This is a genomic window from Pseudomonas sp. Je.1.5.c, from assembly GCF_051129895.1.
Lineage (GTDB): Bacteria > Pseudomonadota > Gammaproteobacteria > Pseudomonadales > Pseudomonadaceae > Aquipseudomonas > Aquipseudomonas urmiensis.
Genome location: NZ_JBCPSP010000041.1, coordinates 27,300 through 51,116 on the forward strand (window position 1 = coordinate 27,300; position 23,817 = coordinate 51,116).

The 23,817-nt window shown below is 64.3% G+C and carries 19 protein-coding genes; 13 read left to right on the plus strand and 6 right to left on the minus strand.

Going from position 1 to position 23,817, the window contains the following annotated elements; genetic code table 11:
- The first annotated feature begins 327 nt into the window (after positions 1-327).
- From AAZU54_RS22620 to AAZU54_RS22635, 4 genes are all read left to right on the plus strand, one after another.
- On the plus strand, positions 328-681 hold the full coding sequence (locus AAZU54_RS22620) for a hypothetical protein (RefSeq protein WP_186557270.1): 354 nt from the start codon (positions 328-330) through the stop codon (positions 679-681).
- Positions 682-865: 184 nt separating this feature from the next.
- Positions 866-1,576 (plus strand): FadR/GntR family transcriptional regulator, encoded by a 711-nt coding sequence (locus AAZU54_RS22625; protein WP_392467616.1) that lies wholly within the window; start codon positions 866-868, stop codon positions 1,574-1,576.
- 103 nt (positions 1,577-1,679) lie between these two features.
- Positions 1,680-2,873: an L-2-hydroxyglutarate oxidase gene (lhgO, locus tag AAZU54_RS22630; protein WP_404689219.1), complete on the plus strand. Its 1,194-nt coding sequence runs from the start codon at positions 1,680-1,682 to the stop codon at positions 2,871-2,873.
- 43 nt (positions 2,874-2,916) lie between these two features.
- Positions 2,917-4,245 (plus strand): MFS transporter, encoded by a 1,329-nt coding sequence (locus tag AAZU54_RS22635; RefSeq protein ID WP_434727705.1) that lies wholly within the window; start codon positions 2,917-2,919, stop codon positions 4,243-4,245.
- A gap of 56 nt (positions 4,246-4,301) precedes the next feature.
- On the opposite strand, the gene AAZU54_RS22640 is transcribed toward AAZU54_RS22635, so the two are convergent.
- Positions 4,302-5,645, minus strand: a complete 1,344-nt coding sequence (locus AAZU54_RS22640) for a T6SS phospholipase effector Tle1-like catalytic domain-containing protein (protein ID WP_312154215.1) — start codon at positions 5,643-5,645, stop codon at positions 4,302-4,304.
- A gap of 234 nt (positions 5,646-5,879) precedes the next feature.
- Here AAZU54_RS22640 and AAZU54_RS22645 point away from each other — a divergent pair, with 234 nt between their 5' ends.
- From AAZU54_RS22645 to AAZU54_RS22685, 9 genes are all read left to right on the plus strand, one after another.
- Entirely contained in the window at positions 5,880-6,839 is a 960-nt protein-coding gene (locus AAZU54_RS22645; protein ID WP_186557275.1) for an AAA family ATPase, read from the plus strand.
- Between the two features lie 4 nt (positions 6,840-6,843).
- Positions 6,844-7,788, plus strand: a complete 945-nt coding sequence (locus AAZU54_RS22650) for a DUF58 domain-containing protein (RefSeq protein WP_186557276.1) — start codon at positions 6,844-6,846, stop codon at positions 7,786-7,788.
- Positions 7,785-8,279, plus strand: coding sequence for a DUF4381 domain-containing protein (locus tag AAZU54_RS22655; protein WP_186557277.1), 495 nt, complete (start codon positions 7,785-7,787; stop codon positions 8,277-8,279). Before AAZU54_RS22650 ends, AAZU54_RS22655 begins: the two co-directional genes overlap by 4 nt.
- Positions 8,272-9,348 (plus strand): vWA domain-containing protein, encoded by a 1,077-nt coding sequence (locus AAZU54_RS22660; protein ID WP_186557278.1) that lies wholly within the window; start codon positions 8,272-8,274, stop codon positions 9,346-9,348. The genes AAZU54_RS22655 and AAZU54_RS22660 overlap by 8 nt, the downstream gene beginning before the upstream one ends.
- Positions 9,345-11,060: a tetratricopeptide repeat protein gene (locus tag AAZU54_RS22665; protein ID WP_434727706.1), complete on the plus strand. Its 1,716-nt coding sequence runs from the start codon at positions 9,345-9,347 to the stop codon at positions 11,058-11,060. Before AAZU54_RS22660 ends, AAZU54_RS22665 begins: the two co-directional genes overlap by 4 nt.
- Complete coding sequence (locus tag AAZU54_RS22670) at positions 11,057-12,667, plus strand: BatD family protein (RefSeq protein WP_392467605.1); 1,611 nt, start codon at positions 11,057-11,059, stop codon at positions 12,665-12,667. The genes AAZU54_RS22665 and AAZU54_RS22670 overlap by 4 nt, the downstream gene beginning before the upstream one ends.
- Before the next feature lie 143 nt (positions 12,668-12,810).
- Positions 12,811-14,049 (plus strand): exonuclease SbcCD subunit D C-terminal domain-containing protein, encoded by a 1,239-nt coding sequence (locus AAZU54_RS22675; protein ID WP_434727707.1) that lies wholly within the window; start codon positions 12,811-12,813, stop codon positions 14,047-14,049.
- Positions 14,046-17,690 (plus strand): AAA family ATPase, encoded by a 3,645-nt coding sequence (locus tag AAZU54_RS22680; protein ID WP_434727708.1) that lies wholly within the window; start codon positions 14,046-14,048, stop codon positions 17,688-17,690. The genes AAZU54_RS22675 and AAZU54_RS22680 overlap by 4 nt, the downstream gene beginning before the upstream one ends.
- The gene (locus tag AAZU54_RS22685) at positions 17,687-18,280 is read left to right on the plus strand and encodes a glutathione S-transferase (protein WP_186557283.1); all 594 of its coding nucleotides are present in this window, start codon (positions 17,687-17,689) and stop codon (positions 18,278-18,280) included. Before AAZU54_RS22680 ends, AAZU54_RS22685 begins: the two co-directional genes overlap by 4 nt.
- Positions 18,281-18,408: 128 nt before the next feature.
- Here the strand turns inward: AAZU54_RS22685 and AAZU54_RS22690 are convergent, their stop codons facing one another.
- The 5 genes from AAZU54_RS22690 to AAZU54_RS22710 form a co-directional block, all read right to left on the minus strand.
- The gene (locus tag AAZU54_RS22690; RefSeq protein WP_405128820.1) at positions 18,409-18,588 is read right to left on the minus strand and encodes a hypothetical protein; all 180 of its coding nucleotides are present in this window, start codon (positions 18,586-18,588) and stop codon (positions 18,409-18,411) included.
- A gap of 149 nt (positions 18,589-18,737) precedes the next feature.
- Positions 18,738-19,868 (minus strand): lactonase family protein, encoded by a 1,131-nt coding sequence (locus AAZU54_RS22695; protein WP_434727710.1) that lies wholly within the window; start codon positions 19,866-19,868, stop codon positions 18,738-18,740.
- Positions 19,834-20,136 (minus strand): DUF5629 family protein, encoded by a 303-nt coding sequence (locus tag AAZU54_RS22700; RefSeq protein WP_186557285.1) that lies wholly within the window; start codon positions 20,134-20,136, stop codon positions 19,834-19,836. The genes AAZU54_RS22695 and AAZU54_RS22700 overlap by 35 nt, the downstream gene beginning before the upstream one ends.
- A 70-nt stretch (positions 20,137-20,206) precedes the next feature.
- A complete protein-coding gene (locus tag AAZU54_RS22705) occupies positions 20,207-22,582 on the minus strand; it encodes an efflux RND transporter permease subunit (RefSeq protein WP_186557286.1) in 2,376 nt (791 codons plus the stop codon).
- A gap of 20 nt (positions 22,583-22,602) precedes the next feature.
- Positions 22,603-23,631 (minus strand): WD40/YVTN/BNR-like repeat-containing protein, encoded by a 1,029-nt coding sequence (locus tag AAZU54_RS22710; protein WP_434727709.1) that lies wholly within the window; start codon positions 23,629-23,631, stop codon positions 22,603-22,605.
- Positions 23,632-23,817 lie beyond the last annotated feature (186 nt).

A 23,817-nucleotide genomic window follows, 5' to 3' on the forward strand; every position in this document is an offset into this window, starting at 1 on the left:
CTCCGCTTGGGCTTTGTTTTGTAAGAGAAGCGTCGTGCGCGTCCGCCTTGCATGGATCAACCATAGCTAACCCACGGCAAAACAGGACGATGAAACCGGGCGTTGAGCGTGATCGGCACACTCATCCATTGCACGATGGGTACCTGCAAAAGCGACTGCCTGCGGCTGTGCCTTTACGCGAACCCATCGACTGGGCAGCTTAACGACTGAGCGGTCATCCCGGCTTGCAGCGCTGCGACATATTCGGTCAATGGCCGGTAACATTCGTTTATGGATCCGCCCAAGACTGGCAGAATTCACTTTCACTTCACTTGACCCGAGCTGCCCATGCAACTGAAAACCGCCCTGCTCTTCGCCACCCCTTGCGATGACGAGGAAGACAACATGGCGACCCTGTGCTGCCACAGCGACAAGGGCCAGATGTTCTTGCTCACCCGTTATCCAGACGAAGACACGGTCGACCTGACCCTGGATGATGAGCCCTCGACCCTGGATGGGCTGAAGGTGACGCTCAGTGCCGAACGGCTGCTGCTGGAAGTGGCTGCGGGGGATACCGATGCGCTGAAGGGGGATGACACCCTGGAGATCGTGTTGACCAGCCAAGGTACCGACCTGGCTGAGGTCGAGGAGACTTTGCGGATCATCCTCGAAGGCACCGGGACCTACGTCAGCGAGCTCTGAGTGATGGACTGAAGGTGCTGGCCTCATCGCGGGACTAGCGCTAGCCCTGTGGGAGCGGCGGTTCGCGCTGCGACTTGGCCCGCGATGAGGCCAGCACTGTCAACACACCACTCACTGAAACAATTGACAGCCAACCTCCCTCACAGGCATTGTCTGACAACCTGATCAATAGGCATCACCGTCCATGCTAGAGCTCCAGCGCCCAGACACCCTGGTAGAACGGGTCGTCAGCGCCATCCGCGCAGAGATCGATTCCGGCCGCCTGGCCGCCGAATCGCGCCTGCCCACCGAACAGCAACTGGCCGAGCAGCTCAATGTCAGCCGCTCGGTGGTGCGCGAGGCTGTGGCTCAGCTCAAGGCTGACGGTGTATTGATCGCTCGCCGCGGGCTCGGCTCGTACATTTCGCAAACGCCCAATGGCACGGTGTTCCGCTTCCCCGGCAGCAACGGGCGCAAGCCGGACCTGGTGCAGATGTTCGAGATGCGCCTGTGGATCGAAACCCAAGCCGCCGCCATCGCCGCCCGCCGCCGCGACGCCGCCGACCTGGCGAGCATTGCCAAGGCCCTCGAGCAGATGCTCGACAAGCGTAACGATCTGGCCGCCGCTGCCGCCGCCGACGTCGCCTTCCACCGCGCCATCGCCGAAGCCAGCAAAAACGACTACTTCGTGGCCTTCCATGATTTCCTCGGCGGCCAATTGGCCGCCGCGCGCCGCAATGCCTGGGAAAACTCCGCCACTCACTCAGTGGGGGGGTCGGCAGACGCCAATCGCGAACACCAGGCGCTGTACCAGGCCATCGCCGACGGCGACCGCCACGCCGCTGCCGCCTGCGCCGAAGCGCACCTGCGCGCTTCGGCCAAACGGCTGAAAATCGACCTGCCCGCCCTCGACTGAACCCGGAGAACCCCATCGCGACCTGGCGAGGCTTTCACGCGCACTAGTTAGTCTGACAACCTGATAAGCAGATCCACCGACAAGAATACCAAGGTACCCCTGCATGACTTACGACTACCTCATCATTGGTGGCGGCATCGTCGGCCTCGCCACCGCGATGGCCTTGCTCGAACAGCGCCCCGGCGCCTCATTGCTGATTCTGGAGAAGGAATCCAGCCTCGGCCGCCACCAGACCGGGCACAACAGCGGCGTGATACACGCGGGGATCTACTACGCCCCGGGCAGCCTCAAGGCCGAACTGTGCAAACGCGGCGCCCAGGCCACCAAGGATTTCTGCACCGAACACGGCATTGCCTTCGACGTCTGCGGCAAGCTGCTGGTGGCCTCCAACGAGCTGGAAATGCAGCGCATGCAGGCGCTTTATGAGCGCTCGCAGCAAAACGGCTTGAAGGTGGAGCGCCTGGATGGCGCCGAGCTCAAGCAACGCGAACCGAATATCGCAGGCTTAGGCGCGCTGTTTGTCGATGCCACCGGCATCGTCGACTACAAGCAGGTCTGCTACGCCATGGCCAAGGTGATCGAGCGAGCCGGCGGCGAAGTGCGCCTGTCGACCAGCGTGCAGGCCATTGCCGAGCACGGTGATTACGTAGAAGTGAGCAGCGCCGAGCACAGCTGGCGCGCCCGTCAACTGGTGGCCTGCGCGGGCCTGCAATCGGACCGCCTGGCGCGCTTGGCCGGGGTCAAGATCGACCACCAGATCATCCCGTTTCGTGGCGAGTACTACCGCCTGCCGGCGAGCAAGAACCAGATCGTCAACCACCTGATCTACCCGATCCCCGACCCTGAGCTGCCGTTTCTCGGCGTGCACCTGACGCGGATGATCGATGGCAGCGTCACCGTTGGCCCCAATGCAGTGCTCGGCTTTGGCCGGGAGAACTACCGCAAGCTCTCGGTGAACTGGGGCGATGTCGCCGAGTACGCGCGCTTCCCGGGCTTTTGGAAAACCATCTGGAACAACCTCGGCTCCGGCACCCGCGAGATGAAGAATTCGCTGTTCAAGCGCGGCTACCTGGAGCAGTGCCGCAAGTACTGCCCGTCGCTGCAGGTGGAAGACCTGCTGCCCTATGAAGCCGGCATTCGCGCCCAAGCGGTCATGCGCGACGGCAGCCTGGTGCACGATTTCCTGTTCGCCGAGACCCCGCGCATGGTGCATGTCTGCAATGCCCCCTCGCCGGCTGCCACCTCGGCTATCCCGATCGGCCAGATGATCGCCGAAAAGATCCTCAAGGCCCGCTGAACCTGCTGCACACACAACTACAAAGACAATAAGGAAACCTCAGATGTCGGTACATGAGGCGGCTGTGGCCGCAACGGAAACCCCCGATCAGAAACGCAAACGCCTGCGCAAGGTGGCCGCAGCGACCATCTTCGGCTCGATGCTGGAGTGGTACGACTTCTACCTGTACGCGACCATGGCGGCGATCGTGTTCTCGAAGATCTTCTTCGACGCCAGCAACCCGGCAGTGGCCTCGCTGCTGGCGTTTTCCACCTTCGCCATCGGCTTCATTGCCCGACCCTTAGGCGGCATCCTGTTCGGCTACCTGGGCGACCGCTTCGGTCGCAAGCACGTACTGGTGATCACCTTCTGCATGATGGGCGTGTGCACCGCGCTGATCGGCCTGATCCCCAGCTATGCCTCGATTGGCATCTGGGCACCGATCCTGCTGGTGGTGATCCGCATCATCCAGGGCCTGGGCGCTGGCGCGGAACTGTCGGGCGCCGCGGTGACCTCCTACGAGCACGCCAGCGAAGGCAAGCGCGGCAGCCAGGGTGCCTGGCCGGCGCTGGGGCTGAACCTGGGCCTGTTGCTGTCGTCGCTGACCGTGTACCTGCTGACCATGAACGGTAATGACTTCCTGCTCGCCGGCGGCTGGCGTATCCCGTTCATCGCCAGCATCGTGCTGGTCGCTGTCGGCCTGTGGGTGCGCAAAAGCATCCCTGAGACCCCGGACTTCAAGGAGCTGGACAAGTCCGACGACAAGCCCAAGGTCTCGCCGCTCAAGCTGCTGTTCAAGAACGACCTCAAGGGCCTAGCCGTGGTGTTCTTCGTGGCCGTCGGCTACAACGCCCTGAGCTACATCTTCAAGACCTTCTCGCTGGCCTACCTGACCCAGTTCAAGGGCGTCGAGGCGCATGTAACCTCGCTGTCGGTGACCATCGCCAGCCTGGTGGCGATTTTCGCCGTGCCGTTCTTCGGCTGGCTGTGCGACCGCTGGAGCAGCAAGACCGTGCTGATGCTCGGCGGTGTGTTGTCGGCGCTGTTCGCCTACCCCTTCCTGCAACTGTTGGGCACTGGCGAGCCGACCATGATCTACATCGCAATCGGCATTGGCACCGGCATTCTGGCGCCGATGATGTTCGCCCCACAGGGCTCGTTCCTCAGCCGCCAGTTCCCGACCCAGACGCGCTCCTCGGGGTTTGGCACCGGTCGCGAGATTGGCACCGCGGTGGCCGGTGGCCTGGCGCCGTTGGGCGGCCTGGCGCTGGTGGCCAACTCCGCGACCCACTCCACCGAAGGTGTGGCGTTGATCCTGACCATCGCTGGCGTGCTGGTGGTGGCATTCGCCTTGTGTGACCAGGGGCGCAAGCACTCCAATTCGAAAAACTGATTGGCGAAAACTGATCGGCAAAGCCAATGCGGGGCCGCCAATGGCCTCGCATTCGCTCAGCGGTTGGCATGCACCGCCCGTCCACCTTCTGCGGGGCGGTCGATGTAGGTCAGGTCGAGGATACTGTTACGCAGCCCCTTGAGCGGGTTCCAGTGCGCCGAAGCGTGAATGTAGCGGCCCTGCAGCAGTTGCTGTTCCTCCTCGGTCAAGCCCGGCTGTGCAGTACGCCCCAGGGCGAACGCATGCAATTTACGGCTGATTTCATGCAGTGCCTGCGGCAATCGCCATGCCTGGCGCGCTTCATCCAGCTCAGCGAACGGCACCCCACTGCGCACCGCCAAGGCGTGCATGATGCGCAGGTAGATGCGCGACAGATGCCCACACACCTCGCGCTCGCGCTGCAGTGCGGCATACACCTGTTTCTCTGGCAGCTCACGCCGGCCGCCGCCCGCGGGGATTTCCCACGTGATAACGGTCGGCCGTGGCGCAGGGCTATCGCTGTATTCACACTGCAACTGCGCCTGGGCCAAGGCATAGGCACGACTTTGCGTCACCGGGGTGCGCAACGGCAGTCGATTGGACTGCGGCTTGCTCAACAGCACCCGTTCGACGCTGCGTTCAGGGTAGCCCCCGCCAATGTCTGAATGCACGCCAGGCAGCACGATGTCATGTTCAGTACGCACCAGCGGGTAGTTGTAACGTCGCTCATCGCCCGCCACCAGTTGTACCACCTGCTTGGCCACACCCGGCTCAAGGCCCAGGCGCAGCCCTGAATAGCGGCCATTGGCCGGGCTGAAATTGCCCTTGAGCGGCGCCACGATGGCCGCCACGGTATCGAACAGTCCGACGAATTCAATGGTGATTTCGCAGCGCAGGGCCAAGCTTGCCAGCGCTTGCGCCAACTGGCTTTTTTCGCCCAGGCGCAGATCGTTGACCAGATGCCGGGCCGCCGCTGCCCCGCGACTAAAGCCAAACAAATCGAACTCAAGCTTGACGGTGCGTCCGCCTGGATACGCCTGGCGCCAGCCCAGCAACTGCTCAACAATGGCCCGCACAGCTTGCGCCACCCGCGCCTTGACCCCAGTCGACCCCCGCCCGGTCAGCTGATGATAGAGCGAGTCCTGCGCGCCCCGGGTGGTGCCGATGCCTTCGACGTAGAGCTTGAAGCAATGGCGCAGCGCGCCGTCAGGCAGTTCAGCACAGCCAGTAGGATACAACTGGTGCAGCAAGGCCACGTTGCTCGGTGCGTTGGCGTAGCTGCCCTGGCGCGTGTCGGCTGCAGCCGGGTTATCGTCGGCCCGCAGGCTATTGCAGAAATTATTGCCCGTGCCGTCGAAGAACACCCCCAGACGCAGGGGCGTCGGGTGTCGCGGGAATGCCGCCGCATGATGGTCCGCCATGTCACTGCCCGTCCTGATTACCGAGCCTCCATCAAAAGGCACAGCCACCGTTGGCGAGAATCAGGGTTTTTCCGCTTGCTCGTCGGAATCGGCCGAGGCCGCTGTCGTCTGTAACCCTTACATAAATTTGCGTGCCGCCATTAGTCGGCATGGGCCCGGATGGATTAAAGTATCACCCCCTGCCCGGGCTGCTCGCTTACCGCACCCCTGGCCCCTTTCCAGGAACCGTCGCCGATGGAACACCGTGAAGCGCTGATCGCGCTGCGCACCTTTCTTTCCTCCCAGATCCTGGGCCAGGAAAAGCTGGTTGAACGCCTACTGATCGTCCTCCTTGCCGACGGCCATATGCTGGTCGAGGGTGCGCCGGGCCTGGCCAAGACCAAGGCCATCAAAGAGCTGGCAGAAGGTGTCGAGGCGCAGTTCCATCGCATTCAGTTCACCCCCGACCTGTTGCCGGCCGATATCACCGGCACCGAAATCTATCGCCCGGAAACCGGCAGCTTCGTGTTCCAGCAAGGGCCGATCTTCCATAACTTGGTGCTGGCCGACGAAATCAACCGCGCCCCGGCCAAGGTGCAATCGGCACTGCTCGAGGCCATGGCCGAGCGCCAGGTCAGCGTGGGCCGCAGCACTTACGACCTGTCGCCGCTGTTCTTGGTCATGGCCACGCAAAACCCGATCGAGCAGGAAGGCACCTACCCGCTGCCCGAGGCGCAGCTCGACCGCTTCCTGATGCATGTGAAAATCGGTTTCCCCGACGCCGCCGTGGAGCGACGCATCCTGCAGCAAGCCCGAGGCGAAGCGCTCAATGGCGAGACCAAGCCGGAGCGCCGGGTCAGCCAGCAGGCGATCTTCGCAGCGCGCAAGGAAATTCTCGGCCTGTACATGGCCGATGCAGTGGAGGAGTACCTGGTGCAACTGGTAATGGCCACGCGCACCCCGGCCAAGTTCGACAGCGAGCTGGCCGACTGGATCGCCTATGGCGCCAGCCCCCGTGGCTCGATCGCCCTGGACCGCTGCGCGCGTGCCCATGCCTGGCTGGCCGGACGCGACTTCGTCAGCCCTGAGGATATCCAGGCGGTGCTGTTCGATGTCCTGCGCCACCGGGTGATTCTCTCGTTCGAGGCTGAGGCGGCAGGGGTCGACCAGGACCGCGTGGTCCAACGCATCCTCGACGTCGTTGCAGTCGCCTGAGCCCATGCCCACTGCGACGTTGGCCGAACCCGGTATCCGCACCAGCCTCGGCGAGTTGATCGACATGCGCCACCGCGTGCGCGAGATCCAGCTGTTCTCGCGGCCCGGCCAGCGCAGCCCATTGGTCGGCCTGCACCATTCCAAGCTGCGTGGCCGTGGCGTGGACTTCGACCAGGTGCGTGTGTATCAGGCTGGCGACGATGTGCGCAACATCGACTGGCGCGTCACCGCGCGTACCCAGGAGCCGCATACCAAGCTGTTCCACGAGGAGCGCGAGCGGCCGATCTTCATCATGGTCGAGCAGAGCCAGCGGCTGTTCTTCAGCTCCGGATTGATGTTCAAGTCGGTCCTGGCGGCCCAGGCTGCGGCGCTGTTCGGCTGGGCCGCGCTGGGCCATAACGACCGTATCGGCGGCCTGGTGTTCGGCGATAACGAGCACCATGAAGTCAAGCCGCGGCGCAGCAAGCAGAGCCTGTTGCAACTGCTCAACCGGCTGGCCAAGGTCAACCAGGCGCTGCACACCGAAGCGGTGCCGCAGGCCGACAGCCTGGCCCTGGCCCTGCGCCGGGCGCGCGAAGTGCTGCGCCCGGGCAGCTTGGCCATCGTCATTTGCGACGAACGCGCACTCAGCGAGGGCGTCGAGCAGCACCTGTCGATGCTCTCACGCCACTGCGACGTGCTGCTCATGCCGGTCTCCGATCCACTTGACCATGCCCTGCCCGCCGCCGGCCTGCTGCGCTTCGCCCAGCGCGGCGCCCAGCTCGAACTCGACACCCTCGACGCCAACCTGCGCCGCACCTACCACCAGCAGGCCGAAGCGCGGATCGAGCGCTGGGAGCTGCTGGCGCAAAAGCTGCGCGTGGTGCTGATGCCACTGAGCACCCAAAGCGAGATGATCGAGCAGCTGCGCGAGTACCTCAACGCCCAGCGCCCAGGGAGCAGCACATGAACCCGCTGGATTCGCTGCAGCCGTTGATCGCCCCCGCGGCGATTGGCTGGTGGCCACCTGCACCCGGCTGGTGGGTGTTACTGGCGCTGCTGCCGCTGCTCGCTTGGGGCCTGTGGCGGGTGCGTAAATGGCGCCCTGGCAAGCGGCGGATCGTGCGCGCCGAACAACCCCTGGACCCGGTACGGGTGGAAGCCCTGGCCGAGCTCGCACGCCTGCCCCGCCCCTATGACGGCGCACCCGCAGGCGCCTGGTTGCAGCAGATCAACGCCCTGCTCAAACGCCTGTGCCGCAACCACTACCCCGGCGCCAACAGCCACACGCTCAGCGGCCGCCAGTGGCTGGCGTTTCTCGACAACCGCTGCCCCGCTGCTGGCCTGACCCGCTGGATGGTACTGGTCGAAGGCACCTACAAACCCGAGTGCAAGCTCGACGACAAAGCGATCGCCGGGCTCAGCCAGGCGGTCGAAACCTGGATCCGCAAGCATGTTTGAGCTGGCCTGGCCGTGGATCTTCCTGCTGCTGCCGCTGCCGTGGCTGGCGCGCTTGCTGCTGCCGGCCGCCGACAGCGGTGAGCCGGTGCTCAAGGTTGGCTTTCTCAATGAGCTCGAAGGCCTGGCCGGCCGGCGCGCGCGACTGAACCTGCCGACCTGGCGCCAGCAGGCACCCTACGTCCTGATCTGGCTGCTGCTGCTGATCGCCGCCGCCCGCCCGCAATGGCTCGGCGAGCCGGTGCCGGTGGCGGCCAGCGGGCGTGATCTGCTGGTGGCCGTGGATGTCTCCGGGTCGATGGATTTCCCCGACATGCTGTGGAAGGATGAGGAAATCAGCCGTTTGGACCTGGTCAAGGCGCTGCTCGGCGATTTCCTCCAGGACCGCGAGGGCGACCGGGTGGGCCTGATCCTGTTCGGCAGCGAGGCTTACCTGCAAGCGCCACTGACCTTCGACCGGCGCACCGTACGCACCTTCCTCGACGAAGCGCAGATCGGCATCGCCGGCAAGAACACGGCGATTGGCGATGCCATTGGCCTGGCCGTCAAGCGCCTGCGCCAACGCCCGGCACAGAGCCGAGTACTGGTGCTGATCACTGACGGCGCCAACAACGGCGGGCAGATCCATCCGCTGACCGCTGCCCGCCTGGCCGCCCAGGAAGGCGTGCGCATCTATACCATCGGCATCGGCGCCAACCCCGAGGCCAGCGGCACTCCTGGCCTGCTGGGGCTGAACCCGAGCCTGGACCTGGATGAAGCCTCGCTGCGGGAAATCGCCGAACTGACCCAGGGCAGCTATTTCCGCGCCCATGACGGCGCCGAGCTGGATGCGATCGGCGACACCCTCGATCAGTTGGAGCCGGTGGCCCAGCAACCGACCCAGGCGCGCACTGCCAAGGAGCTGTATGCCTGGCCGCTGGCCCTGGCGCTGCTGCTGAGTGTGTTGCTGGTAGTCGCCGTGCAATGGCCGGATAACCTGTTGCAGCGGGTCCTGCGTCGCCCCAGCTTCTTGCAACCGCACCCGCAATGGCGCGAGCGCTTGAAACGCCTACGGCTTAGGAGGCGGCGATGATCGATCTCTGGCCACAATGGTTGCGCCCGCTCTGGCTGCTGGTCGTGCCGCTGCTCGCCTGGCTGCTGTTCAAGCTCTGGCACCGGCGCAAGCGCGCCGGGCGCTGGCAGATGATCCTGCCGCCACAATTTCATGCGGTACTGCTTGGCGGCGGCAGTGGCAGCAACAGCAAGTTGCCGTGGATCGCCTTGGGCCTGGCCTGGTTACTGATCGTCCTGGCCTTACTTGGCACCAGTTGGCAGCGGGTGGAAGAATCCCGCCAACGCCCCGCCGACCCACTGGTGATCATGCTTGAGCTAACCCCGCAGATGCTCGCCGAAGACAGCCCGCCCAATCGCCTGGAGCAGGCTCGGCGCAAGGTGCTCGACCTGCTCGAACACCGCCGCGACAGCCAGACCGCGTTGATCGTCTATGCCGGTAGCGCCCACACCCTGGTGCCGCTGTCCGACGACCTCGGTACCACGCGCAACCTGCTGGAAGCGATCGACCCGTCGATCATGCCCCAGCCGGGCCAGCGCGCGGACCTTGCAGTGCACAAAGGTCTGGCATTACTGGCCCAAAGTGGCCTGGGCCAAGGCCGCCTATTGCTGATCGGCTCGGCCTTGAGCGATCAGGAGCGCGACGGCATCAAGCAGGCGCTAGGCCGCCAGGGCCCTAGCCTGCTGATGCTCGGCATCGGCAGCAGCGAGGGCGCGCCGGTGCGCCAGGTCAATGGCGAATACCTCAAGGATGAGCAAGGCGGCATCCTCCTCCCCCGTTTGGACAGCGCCAGCCTCAAAGCCTTCATCAACGGCACTGGCGGGCGCTATCGCCACGCTCGCATCGACGACCTGGACCTGCGCGGCCTGGGCCTGTTCGATAATCCGCGCGGCTTGCGCAACGATGGCCAGACCGTGCAATTGGACAGCTGGGCCGACCAGGGCTACTGGCTACTGCTGCCGCTTTTGTTGCTGGCTGCCTGTGCCGGACGGCGCGGCTGGCTGTTTTGCCTGCCATTGCTGCTGGCGCTGCCGCAACCGAGCCAGGCGTTCGAATTCAACGACCTGTGGCTGCGCCCTGACCAGCAAGGCCAGCGCCTGCTGGAGCAACAACGCCCGGCCGAGGCCGCACGCCACTTCGACGATCCGCAATGGCGTGGCATAGCCCTGTACCAGGCCGGTGACTATGAAGGTGCGGCCAAGGCATTTGCCCAAGGCAGCACGGCCGCCGCCCACTACAATCGAGGCAATGCCCTGGCCCGTGCCGATCAGCTGGAGGCAGCCCTGGACGCCTACGAGCAGGCCCTTGAGCGCCAACCGGAACTGCAAGCGGCACTGGACAACCAGGCCCTGGTCCAGCAACTGTTGCTGCAGCGTCAAGCCAAGGCCGAACAGCAACAAGCCAGCAGCGATGCCCAAGGCACCCCAGGCAGCGAAACCGACGGTAACAGCAGCTCGGCGGCCAATCAGGCGCAAGCCACCCCCGGCAACGAGGAGCAAGCGCCCGGCCAGGAGCAAGGCGACAGCAGCAACGGCCCGCCGCCGCCAGGCAATCAGGCCGGCGATGACGACAGCCTTACCCAGCCGCCGCAACGCCCGGCTGCCACCAGCCTGGATGCCGAACAACGCCAGGCGTTGGAGCAGTGGCTACGAGAGATTCCGGACAATCCAGCGCAGCTGTTGCGGCGCAAATTCTGGTATGAACAGCAATTGCATCAGGAAAACCCACGATGAGTCGCTTCGGCGTCTTGCTCCTCACCCTGCTATGGATCGTCCAGGTCCACGCCCAGCCGACCCTGCAAGCCAGCGTCGATCGCAGCCGCCTGCAAGCCGGGGAAACCCTGGAGCTGATCCTCGAAAGCCAGGATGTCACCCAGTTCGGCAAACCCGACCTGCGTGCCCTGGATGCCGACTTCGAAGTGCGCGGCACCCGTCAGCTGAACAGCCTGCACACCCTCGATGGCGAAACCCGCGCCAGCACCCGCTGGATCATCACCCTGCTGCCGCGGCGCAGCGGCAGCTTGAGCATCCCCGCGTTGCAACTGGGCCAGTCGCATAGCCTGCCCATCGACCTGCAAGTACTCCAAGCCGATGCCAGCCGCCCGGACAGCGCCGCCAAGGTGTTCATCGAAGCGACCCTGGACAGCACTGAGGTCTACGTTCAGGCCCAGGCCGTGCTGACCCTGCGCATTTACCATTCGGTGTCGCTGTACGACGACAGCAGCCTCACCCCACTGCAGTTGGACAACGCCAAGGTCGAGCCGCTGGGCGAGTCGCGCACTTATGAAAAAGACATCGACGGCGTGCGCCACGGCGTCATCGAAACCCGCTATGCGGTTTATCCGCAGCACAGCGGCAGCCTCGATATCCCCTCGCTGACCTTCACCGCCACCGCCGCCGACAGCGCCGAGCAGCGCGCCGGTCGCCAGATACAAGTCAGCTCGCTGCCGCTGCGTCTTAGCGTGCGGCCGATCCCGGCCAACTATCCTGCCGACACCCCGTGGCTGCCAGCACGCAGCTTGACCCTGGAAGAACGCTGGAACCCCGACCCCAGCACCCAAACGGTGCAGATCGGCGATTCAATGACCCGCAGCGTCACCCTGCGCGCCGATGGCCTGTCCAGCACTCAGTTGCCGCCACTACCGGCCACCGAAATCCTTGGCCTGCGCCGCTACCCTGACCAGCCACTGCTGCGTAACGAGATCAACGAGCGCGGCATGACCGCCAACCGTGAAGAACGTGAAGCGCTGGTACCGACCCACAGCGGCGAGCTGACCTTGCCGACCGTCGACGTGACCTGGTGGAACACCCGCGAGGATCACCTGGAACACAGCAGCCTGCCGGCGCGCAGCCTCAACGTGCAGGACAACCCTGCCTTGAGTGCCGAAACCCCGGTGGGTGATAGCAGCTCTGCCAGCACCCTGCTGTGGCCTTGGCAACTGGCGACCCTGGTGTTGGCATTGACCACGCTGCTCGGCTTTGCCTTGTGGTGGCGCGCACGCTCGCAGCCAGCGGTGTTGCGCGCGGCGCAGGCTGGCCCGAGCCCGCGTACCTTGCTCGATGACCTCAAGCGCGCCTGTCAGGCCAATGATCCGCAGGCTACCCGACAGGCGCTGGATGCCTGGGCACGCCAGCAGCCCGAAACCCTGGCCGAAATGGCGGCGCGCTTTGTGCCGTTGTCGGATGCGCTGGATGGATTGAATGGCGCGTTGTATAGCGAGAGCGGCCAGTATTGGCATGGCGATGAGCTGTGGCGGGCGATTGGGGCCATCCCGCCAGCCGAGCAATTGCTCGCGCCGACTGGGGATAGCGGCAGCTTGCCGCCGCTTTATCCCAAGTAGCGTTTCGCTGGCGTGGGTTCGGGCCTCGTACCACGATGAGGCCCGCACATCCACCGCACATTGCTGATCGCAACTTGGGTTACCATACCCACCCGCAAAAATTCCATCGCAAGCAACCCCGACTCAACACCTACAGGTCACCCATGCGTCTGTTTCACACCTCCGACTGGCACCTGGGCCAAAGCCTGCATGGCCAGGAACGCGACTTCGAACACGCCTGTTTCCTGCACTGGCTGCTCGGCCAGCTGAAACTGCGCCAGCCCGACGCGCTGCTGATCGCTGGCGATATCTTCGACACGGTCAACCCGCCGGTCAAAGCCCAGGAACGCCTCTACGAATTCATCGTCCAGGCCCACGAGCAACAGCCCAAGCTGGACATCGTGATGATCGCCGGCAACCACGACTCCGGCTCGCGCATCGAGCTGCCTGCCGCGCTGATGCGCCGGTTGCGCACCCACGCCCTGGGCCGGGTGCACTGGCTCGACGAAGGCCAGCTGGACGCCGAACGCCTGCTGATCCCCCTGACCAACGCCCGTGGCAAGGTCAGCGCCTGGTGCCTGGCCCTGCCGTTCCTGCGCCCTGCCGAAGTCACCGGCCCGCAGTTGGGCGATGACTACCTGCAAGGCATCACCCAGGTGCACCAGCAACTGATCGCTGCCGGCCAGGCCAAACGCAAGAAAGACCAGGCGCTGATCGCCATCAGCCACGCGCATATGGCAGGCGGCTCGATCTCCGAAGACTCCGAACGTAGCCTGATCATCGGCAACGCCGAGGCGCTGCCGGCCAAGCTGTTCGACAAGGCCATCAGCTACGTCGCCCTGGGCCACTTGCACAAGCCGCAGAAGGTCAATCGCGAAGAACGCATCCGCTACAGCGGCTCGCCGATCCCGCTGTCGTTCGCGGAAATCAACTACCCCCACCAGGTGCTGGAAGTCGAGCTCGAAGGTGCCGAGCTGGTCAGCGTCGAACCGCGGCCGGTGCCCCGCGCTGTAGCCCTGCAACGCATGGGCCCGGCGCCGCTGGCCGAGCTGCTCGAACTGCTCGCCGAGCTGCCGGTGATCGACCTGCTCGAAGACCCCAATCGCCAGCCCTGGCTGGAAGTGCGGGTGCGCCTGGACGAGCCACAGCCAGACCTGCGCCAGCAGATTGAAACGGCGCTGCAAGGCAAGGCCGTGCGCCTGGTGCGCATCAGTGCCGAATATGCCGGGCGCGGGACACTGGAGGAGGACGAGCTGGAGTTCGTCGAGCTGAGCCAGATGACCCCGCAGGACTTGTTCAGCCGGGCCTGGGAGCAAGCCTACGGCAATCCCGTCGACGAGCAGGCCCTGAGCGATTTCGCCCTGCTCCTGCAGGATGTCCAGCTGGAGCAGGAGCAGCCATGAAGATCCTTGCCATTCGCCTGAAGAACCTCGCCTCGCTGGCCGGCCCGATCGACATCGACTTTACCGCCGAGCCCTTGGCCAGCGCTGGTCTGTTCGCCATTACCGGCCCGACCGGCGCGGGCAAGAGTACCCTGCTCGATGCCCTGTGCCTGGCCTTGTTCGGCACCGTGCCGCGCCTCAATGCGATCGGCCGCGAGGCCAAGGTGCCCGATGCCGACGGCGACATCCCCACCTACGATCCGCGCAACCTGTTGCGCCGGGGCACCGGCAGCGGTTTTGCCGAGGTCGACTTCGTGGGTATCGACGGCCACCGCTACCGCGCCCGCTGGGAGGCCAACCGCGCCCGCGACAAGGCCAACGGCAAGCTGCAGCACAGCCGCCAGAGCCTCTACGACCTGGACAGCGAGCAGCTGCTGGGCAGCGGCAAGAACGAATACAAGCAATTGGTCGAAGCGCGCCTTGGCCTGAACTTCGAGCAGTTCACCCGCGCGGTGATGCTGGCCCAGAGCGAGTTCAGCGCCTTCCTCAAGGCCGACGACAAAGAGCGCAGCGAACTGCTGGAAAAGCTCACCAACACTGCGATCTATACCCGCCTCGGTCAGCGTGCATTCAGTAAATCGCGAGAAGCGGGCGAAGCCCACAACGCCCTCAAGGACCGCGCCAGCCACCTGCTGCCGATGGCCGTGGAGGCTCGCGCCGAGCTCGATCAGCGCTTGGAGCAGGCGCAACAAGCGCTCAAGGCCGAGCAGGCGCGCGAGCGCCAACTGGAACAGCAACGCGCCTGGCTCAATGAACAGCACCAACTGCAAGCCCAGCACAGCGCTGCCAGCCAAGCCTTGCAAAGCGCTGAGCACGACTGGCAACAACTGGCCGGACCGCGCCTGGATCTGCAGCACCTGGAACGCCTGGCGCCGCAGCGCCACCCGTTCCATCGCCAGCAAGCCTTGGCCAGCCAGCTCACGCCGCTGGCTGCTGCGCTTGCGGCGCAGCAAGACCAGCAACAGAGCCTGCAAGCACGCGCCCTGGAGCTGCAACACGCCCTGCAAGCGGCACGCCAGGCGCTGAGCCAGGCCCAGACCGTGCAAAGCGACAGCGCCCCGCACCTGCGCCAGGCCTTCGCCGCCCAGGACAACCTGGCGCGTCTGGACAGTGAGTCGGCCAAGCTCGGCGACTCCGCCCGAGACGCCGAGCAGGCCGTCAGTGACGCTCAGCAGCAGTTGCAGCAGCTCGACGAGCAGCAACAACGCAGCCAGCAGCAACTGGCCGCAATCGATGCCGCCCTGGCCGACAGCGCCCCGCTGGCCGCATTGGCCAGCGCTTGGCAGGCTTATCGCGGGCAACTGCAGCAGCTGCTGCAAATCGGCAATCGCCTGAGCCAGGGCCGCGCTGAACTGCCCGGCCTGCAAGCCCAGGCCAGCCAGGCCAATGCCCAGTTGCAGGAACAGCGCGACGCCTTCGAGGTGTTGTTCCGTGAAGCTGGCGCCGAGCCGCAGGCGCTGGCCGAACAGCTCGACCTGCTCGGTACCATGCTGCAGGAAAACCGCAAGCAGCAGCGCGCCGTGGAAGAACTGTCACGCCTGTACGCCCGTGAGCAAGAGCTGCAACAGAACATCCAGTCGCTGCGCGAACGTCAGCAACAGGGCCTGCACCAACGCCAGCAATTGATCACCGAAGGCCAGTCGGCCAAGGCCGAGCTGGAAACCGCCGAGCAAGCCCTGACGCTGACCCGCCAGTTGCTCGAACGCCAGCGCCTGGCACGCAATACCAGCGTCGAAGAACTGCGCGCCCAGTTGCGCGATGGCGAGCCATGCCCGGTCTGCGGCAGCGCCGAGCACCCGTTCCATCAGCCCGAGGCGCTGCTCAATAGCCTTGGCCGACATGACCAGGCCGAAGAAGCCGCTGCCTTGGCTCAGGTGGAAAGCCTCAATGCCCGCCTGATCGACCTGCGCACCCAGGTCGGTATGGTCAATGGCCAGGTCAAGGAGTACCAGCACCAGCAGGGGCAATTGGCCGAGCAGTTGCAACCGCTGCAGCAGCAGTTGCAGGCGCATGCCCTGTGGCCGTCGCTCAGCGCTCAGGACGACAGCACCCGCAGCAGCTGGCTGGAGGGCCAATTGCGCCGTCTGGACGGCGAGATCAGCCGCGACGAACAACGCCAGAGCGCGCTGCTGACCCTGCAAAAGGACGCTGCCCGCCTCACCCAGCAATTACAGGCCGCCAACGAAGCGCAACAGCAGGCCCAGAGGCGCCTCGACCAGCAGCACCAGGCACTCGACGCCGACCAGGAGCGCCTGGAGCAGGCATTGGCTGATTTTGCCGGGGTATTGCCCGCCGACATTCTCCAGGCCCTGCGCGACGAACCTGCGCATGCCTTCCTGGCGCTGGATCAGCAGGTGGCCCAGCGCATGCTCCAGCTGGAGCAGCAACAGGACGAACAGCAACAACAGCAGCAGCGCCAGCAACAACTGGAACGCCTGCGCGACCAGCAGCAAGCGCGCCTGCAACGCCTGGGCGAGCTGCAACAGCAACTGGCCAGCCTTGCCGAGCAACAGCAACAAGCGCGCGCGACCCTGGCCGAACTGTTGGCCGAGCACGCCAATGCCCAAGCCTGGCAGCAGCATCTGGAGCAGCAGGTAGAACAGGCGCGCAGCAGCGAAGCCAGCACTGCCCAGGCGCTCCAGGAGGCCAACACGCAAAGCCTGCAAGTGGCCGCTGAACTCAAGGCCAATCAACAGCGCCGCGAGGCCCTGGAGCAGGAGCACCAGGCGCTGCAACAGCAAATCAGCCAATGGCGCGCCGATCATCCGGAGCTGGACGACCAAGGCCTGGACCGGCTGCTGGCTATCGACGATGGCGCAGTGGCCGAGCTACGCCAACGCGTGCAAGCTGCCGACAAAGCCATCGAACAAGGCCGCGTACTGCTGCAAGAGCGCCAGCAGCGCCTGCAACAGCACAACCAGCACGCCATCAGCGAAATGCCCATTGAAGAGCTGGAGCAGACCCTCAGCCAGCTGCAGCAACAACTGGCCGTGCATGAACACCAGTGCGCCGAACTGCGCGCGCAACAGGCCGACGACCAGCGTCGCCAGCAAGCGCATCAGGCCCTGGCCGCAGAGATCGAGCAGGCCTATCAACAGTGGCAACGCTGGGCGCGCTTGAATGCCCTGATCGGCTCGGCCTCTGGCGATGTGTTCCGCAAGATCGCCCAGGGCTACAACCTCGACTTGCTGCTGCACCACGCCAACAGCCAGCTGCGCCAGTTGGCCAAGCGCTACCGCCTCAAACGCGGCGGCAGTGCCCTTGGCCTGCTGGTGCTGGACACCGAGATGGGCGATGAGCTGCGCTCGGTGCACTCGTTGTCTGGCGGTGAGACCTTCCTGGTTTCGCTGGCCCTGGCCTTGGGCCTGGCCTCGATGGCTTCGAGTACCCTGCGCATCGAGTCGCTGTTCATCGACGAAGGCTTTGGCAGCCTTGATCCTGAGTCGCTGCAACTGGCCATGGACGCCCTCGATGGCTTGCAGGCCCAGGGCCGCAAGGTCGCGGTGATCTCGCACGTGCAGGAGATGCACGAACGGATTCCGGTGCAGATCCAGGTGCGCCGTCAGGGCAACGGTTTGAGCGATGTGGAAGTCTGCGGATGATCCTCTACTCGTTCCGCCGCTGCCCCTGGGCCATGCGTGCGCGCCTGGCCCTGCGCTATGCCGGCTGCGCCGTGCAGGTGTGTGAAGTGGCAATGAAGAACAAACCGGCCGAACTGCTGGCACTGTCGCCCAAGGGCACGGTGCCGGTGCTGGCGACTGCCGACGGCGTACTGGAAGAAAGCCTGGATATCATGCGCTGGGCACTGGCGCAGAACGATCCGCAGGACTGGCGGCTGCAAGCAGACCCGGCTGCGGCGCAGCACGCTGAGGCCCTGATCGCACGCAACGACAGCGTATTCAAGGCCCAGGTCAACCTGTACAAGTATGCCGAGCGCTACCCCGAGCATTCGCGTGAGCATTACCGCCAGCAGGCCGAGCCCTGGCTGGCGGAGCTTGAAGGCCTGCTCGAAGGCCGGCCTTATCTGCTTGCCGGGCATCCAAGCCTGGCCGATGCCGCCCTGCTACCCCTTATGCGCCAGTTTGCCGGGGTCGAACCGCAGTGGTTCGCCGAGGCGGCTTATCCGCGGGTGCGGAGCTGGTTGCAGGGGTGGCTGGCTTCAGAGCTGTTCAAGGCCGTTATGGCTAAATAGCTATCAGCCTGAGAGCGGAACCTGTGGGAGCGGGCTTGCCCGCGAACCAGGGCAAAGCCTTGGCCATACACCGCAGGGTATTGTTCGCGGGCAAGCCCGCTCCCACAGGTTCAGTGCTGACATCGGGATCAGAGGCCGTTCTTGCCACTCAACGCCGCATGAAAATGGGCACTCTGGCGCAGGTACTGCTCGGTATAGCTGTGGGTGGCAGATGCCTTGCGGCTGGTGTCGGCATGGGCATGCGTCGGTAGCACAACCGAGGCGGAAATGGCGGAAGCGGCGATAACCGGGAAGAGATTGAAGTTCATCTGGGCTGACCTCGACATCGGTGGTTTGACAATGGCCCGGGTGGGCCTTGGGTCAAACTTACGCCGCCAAGGTCTGCCACTGAAATTTATTGCAGCAGTAGCAATTATCACCCCGGTTGATAGTCGCTGTTGATAGCCCCTGTTGATAGTCACTCGATGAACTTGAGGTCCGAGGGCGCATCCTGGGCCAGCTTCTGTACCGTCTCCCCGAGCTTGCCGCTACGCGGGTCGCGGCGCATGACCACGATCTGGTTGCTCTTCTGGTTGGCCACCAGCAGGTAGTTGCCACTGGGATCCAGGGCGAACTCACGCGGATGATCGCCCTCGACCGAACGGCGCTGCAGCAAGGTTAGCTGGCCGTTGTCCTTGGCCACCGCATACACCACGATTTCATTCGCCGTACCGCGGTTACTGACATACAAGAAGCGTCCATCGACCGACAGATGCAAGCCACCCGACGCTTTTGCAGCGGCGTCTTGGCGTTCGCTCAAGGGCAGGCGCTGGCGCTCGATCAGGGCGCCATCCTCAACATCGAACACCACCACTTCGCCACTCATCTCCAGGGTGAGATAAGCGTGCTGGCCCTTGGCATCGAACAGCAAATGCCGCGGCCCGCTGCCTGGCGGCAGGCTGACCGAGGCCGGAATCGCCGCGCTCAGCGGCTGTTCGGTGCTGGCGCCGTCGTAGCGGTAGATGAACACCTTGTCCGCGCCCAAATCGCTGGCATACAGGTGGCGGCCTTCAGGCGAAGGCACCAGCGAATGCACATGGGCGCCGGCCTGGCGCTCGGGGTTGACCTTGCTCGGCGCATGCCGCGCCTGCTGTACCATCGGCTTGAGCTTGCCGTCCTTGGCCACCGGGATCACCACCAGGCTGCCGCCCGGGTCGGCGGCGACCGCGTAGTTGGCGACGAACAAGTAGCGCTGATCGTGGCTGAGGCTGGCGTGGGTCGGCTCATCGCCTTGGCTGGCGACCTGGTTCAACGGTTTGATCTCGCCCTTGCTGCTGAGGGCAAAACTGCTGACCTGGCCCTTGGGCGTTTCATTGACCGCAAACAAGAGGCGCTGGTCAGCAGAGAGCACCAGCCACGACGGGCTGACGCTGTTGACCACTTGCAGCGGCTGGGTATCGATCTGGCCGCGCTCAGTGTCGAAATGGTAGCGGTAGATACCCTTGCTGGCGCCGTCGGTGTAGCTGCCCACCAGCAGGGTCACGGCGTGGGCCTGGAGAACAAGGCTCATCAGACTAGCGGCCAGCAGGCACTTCCAGGTCCGGTTCATCATCGTCGTATTCATCGTCATCGTCCGAGCCGTACACGGCACTCATACAGACTAGTTGATGCTCGCCCTGATCATCGTTGAGGCGCCACTGTTCACCCGCGCCGATTGCCGCGGCGACTTGTTCGGGGGTGAAGGTCCAGCGCTTGAGGTCGCGGCCGTCCATGCATTCGATCAGCAGACCGTTGGCATTGAAGGTGAAGTCGAAGGCGTGCAGGCCGTCGATCAGGAGCATGTCGCTGGATTCGAGGGCGGTGGCGAGGGTGGTCATCGAAGGGGTACCTGGGGAGCAAAGACCCGCAGTATACCTGTGGGGCCGCTTTGCGGCCCCCGTACACCGATCAATGAGCGAAGATCGAGCCGCCCTCCTTGCCCGCCAACTTCTGCGGTTTGATCAAGAACCGCGCCAGCGCCGGCAGCAGCCACAGCGCACCAAACATGTTCCACAGCAGCATGAAGGTCAGCATCAAGCCCATGTCGGCCTGGAACTTGATCGCCGAGAAGATCCAGGTGCACACGCCAATCGCCAGGCACAAACCGGTGAACAGCACCGCTTTACCGGTCGAGCGCAGGGTCTGGTAATAGGCTTCCTGCAACGGCAACCCAGCCCGCAGGAAGCTCTCCAGGCGGCTGTAGATGTAGATGCCGTAGTCCACGCCAATCCCCACCCCCAACGCCACTACCGGCAGGGTAGCGACCTTCACGCCAATGCCCATGAAGGCCATCAGCGCATTGCCCAGCACCGAGGTCAGTACCAGCGGCAGAACGATACACAAGGTCGCGGCAAACGAGCGGAAGGTGATCATGCACATCACCGCCACGCACAGGTAGACCAGGATCAGGATGGTCAACTCGGCCGACTTGATCACCTCGTTGGTGGCCGCCTCGATACCTGCGTTACCCGCCGCCAGAAGGAACTGCAGGCCTTCTTTGTTATGGCTGTCGGCAAACGTCTTGGCCACCGCCGTCACCCGCTCCAGGGTCTCGGCCTTGTGGTCGTTGAGGAACACCAGCACCGGTGCCAGCGAGCAGTCGGCGTTGTACAGGCCATCGGCCCGGGCGATCGAGCTGTTGAGCACATCCGGGTTACGCGACAAGGTCTCCCATTTCAGGTTGCCCTCGTTCATGCCCTTGATCATCTGCTTGGACACCGTCACCAGGGAGATCGCCGACTGCACCCCCGGGGTGTTCTGCATGGTCCACATCAGCTCGTCGATCGGCGCCAGGGTCGAGTGGATCGAGCAGCTTTCCGACGGGGTCTTGACCATGATCACCAGGACATCGGAACTGGTCGAGTAGTTGCTGATGATGAAGTGGTTATCCTGGTTGTAGCGCGAGTCCGGGCGCAGCTCAGGCGCGCCTTGGTCCAGGTCGCCGATCTTCAGGTTCTGGCTGTACCACAGACCACCGGCGAAGGCGACCAAGGCCAGGGCGATGGAGATCGGCGCGACCTTGGCGCTGGCGAAATTGGCCAGCAGGCGCCAGAACGGATGCTCGCGGGTCGCATCCTTCTTGCTGCGCTCGATCGCCTTCTTGCTGATGCCCACATAGGAGATGGCGACCGGCAGCAGGATCAGGTTGGTGAAGACGATGACCGCCACGCCAATCGAAGCGCCGATGGCCAGCTCGCGAATCACGCCGATGTCGATGATCAACAGCGTGATGAAGCCCACGGCGTCGGCGAGGATGGCGATCATCCCCGGCAGGAACAGCTGGCGGAAGGTGCGCCGGGCAGCTGTCAGGGCATTGTCGGCGCCACTCGATTGCAGGGCGATGCCGTTGATCTTCTGCACCCCGTGGGAAATGCCGATAGCGAAGATCAGGAATGGCACCAGCATCGAGTACGGGTCAAGACCAAAGCCCACCGCATGCATCAGCCCAAGCTGCCAGACCACCGCCACCAAGGTGGTGATGAGCACGGCGATGGTGCTGCGGATGCACCAGGTGAACCAGTACAACAGGATCCAGGTAATCACCAGCGCCACGCCAAAGAACAGCGCCACCATCACCAGGCCATCGATCAGGTCGCCGACCTTCTTGGCGAAGCCGACGATGTGAATCTTCACATTGGGGTTCTGCGCCTGGAACTTGTCACGGATCTTCTCTTCCAGCTGATGGGAGAACTGCTGGTAGTCGAGCTTGATCTGCTTACCCTGATCCTGCGGGTCGGGGTAGCTCTCCAAGAGCGGTACATCGACGATGCTCGACTTGAAGTTGTTGGCCACTAGGCGCCCGACCTGGCCAGACTTGAGCACGTTGTCGCGCAACTGGTCGAGGCTGTCGGCCGAGCCGTTGTAGGTATTGGGGATCACCTCGCCGCCGGCAAAGCCTTCCTCGGTGACCTCGGTCCAGCGCACGCTGGGGCTCCACAGCGACTTGAGCCCGGCCCGATCGACGCCGGGGATGTAGAACACCTCGTCATGGATCTGACGCAGGGTCTCCATGTAGTCCTTGTCGAAGATATCGCCATTGACCGCTTCGACCGAGATGCGCACGGTGTTGCCGAGGTTGGCCAGGTCGTTGCGGTGCTCGAGCATCTGTTCGATGAACGGGTGCTCGAGCGGGATCATCTTCTCGAAGCTGGTCGATGGCCGGATCTGCGTGGCCTGCCAGAACAGGAAGATGCTCACCAACAAGCACAGGCCGATCACTACCGGGCGGTTGTTGAAGATCAGCCGTTCGAGCAGCGTGGCCTTGTCCTGATGGTGCTGGTGCATGTCAAAGCTCTCCTGGCGAGTCATGGCCGCACCTCTTCGGCACCTTCGCCGTTGGCCAGGTACAGCCCGCCTTGGCCGACCAGCAGCAGGCCGCCATCGGCCAGGCCACTGACCCCAGCCAGGGCAATCCGATCAGCGCGGTTGTAGACCGTGAAACTCTGGCCGTCGTCATGGCTGCGCAGCACGCTGCCGCCATTGCCGACCAGCACCAGGCTGCCGTCATCGAGAAGCGTAGCGCTTGCCAGGCCGAATTCGAGCGGGCCACGCGCGGCCTTGAGATCGATCTGTTGCCAGCTGTCACCAAAATCAGTCGAGCGGTACAGGTTGCCGCGCAAACCATAGGCCAACAGGGTCTGCGCCTGGGCGGTGCCGATCACGCCGAACAGCGAGCCCTCGTAGGGGCCTTGCACGGTGGTCCAGCTCTGGCCGTTATCGCTGGAGCGGAACATGCTGCCCTGCTCACCGACGATGAACAGGCCGGCGTCCTTGATTGCGGCAATGCCATTGAGGTGCAGCTGATCAGGGTTGTCCAGGCGCTTGGCGACGTCCTGCCAATGCTGGCCGCCATCGGTGGTTTCCAGCAGCGCACCATAAGCGCCCACGGCAAAGCCATGCTGGGCGTCGAGGAATTTGACGTCGAGCAACGGCGCTTCGCGGGAAAGGTCTTCGAACTGCTTGCTCCAGGTGGCGCCGCCATCGGTGCTGGCAAGGATCTGCGCGTCGTGGCCGACCGCCCAGCCGCGCTTGTCGTCGAGGAAGAACACTGCGGTGAGCAGTTGCCGGGTGGGCACCCGGGCCTGGGTCCAGGTCTTGCCCTGGTCGTCGGAGAACAGGATATGGCCGCGATCACCGACCACCACCAGACGCTTGCCGGCATGGGCAGCGTCGATCAGCAGGCTATCGCTAGCCTTGGCAGATTCGGTCGAATACTCGTCGGCAGCAGCAGCTTCAACGCTGCCTGTCCACATCCCCAGTGCCAGCACCAGCATCGCGCCGGTCGCCAGCGGCCAGGCACCACGCCTGGCTTGCGCCATTCCCCGCTCCCTCATGACCGTCCCCTGTTGTGTTCTTGTAAGTGGGTCAATTCATTGCAGGCACTGCGAAAACCCTGTGCCAGAGCCCTGCAATAGCTTTGGGCCATCCTATCGGGGATTTCTTGAGGAACACAACGAGTGGGACGTTATGTTTTGTTAAGCAGCCAAAAGCATCGCGGGGCAAGCCCGCTCCCACGCGTG